The organism is Azospirillum oleiclasticum (genome assembly GCF_013423485.1).
In the GTDB taxonomy this organism is placed as follows: Bacteria; Pseudomonadota; Alphaproteobacteria; order Azospirillales; family Azospirillaceae; genus Azospirillum; species Azospirillum oleiclasticum.
In genome coordinates, this window is the sequence record NZ_JABFFR010000118.1 from 1 (window position 1) to 407 (window position 407).

Annotated in this window: 1 pseudogene; it reads right to left on the minus strand. The window is 69.3% G+C overall.

Going from position 1 to position 407, the window contains the following annotated elements:
* A pseudogene (locus tag HL658_RS36530) lies at positions 1-407 on the minus strand (succinate--CoA ligase subunit alpha); the annotation flags it as partial.

Genomic DNA, 407 nt, shown 5'->3' on the forward strand with positions numbered 1-407 from the left:
AGGCTGGCGGGGCTGTCGGCGACGGCGATGCCGGCGGACTTCATGAACTCGATCTTGAAGTCGGCCGTGTCGTTGCCGCCGGAGATGACCGCGCCGGCGTGGCCCATGCGGCGGCCCGGCGGGGCGGTGCGCCCGGCGATGAAGCCGACGACCGGCTTCTTCGTCTTGGCGTCGCGGATGAACTCCGCGCCCTTCACCTCGGCGTCACCACCGATCTCGCCGATCATGATGATGCCTTCGGTCTCCGGATCGTCCAGGAACATCTCCAGGCAGTCCACGAAGTTGGTGCCGTTGACCGGGTCGCCGCCGATGCCGATGCAGGTGGTCTGCCCCAGCCCGGCCGCGGTCGTCTGCGCCACCGCCTCGTAGGTCAGCGTGCCCGAGCGCGACACGATGCCGATCTTGCC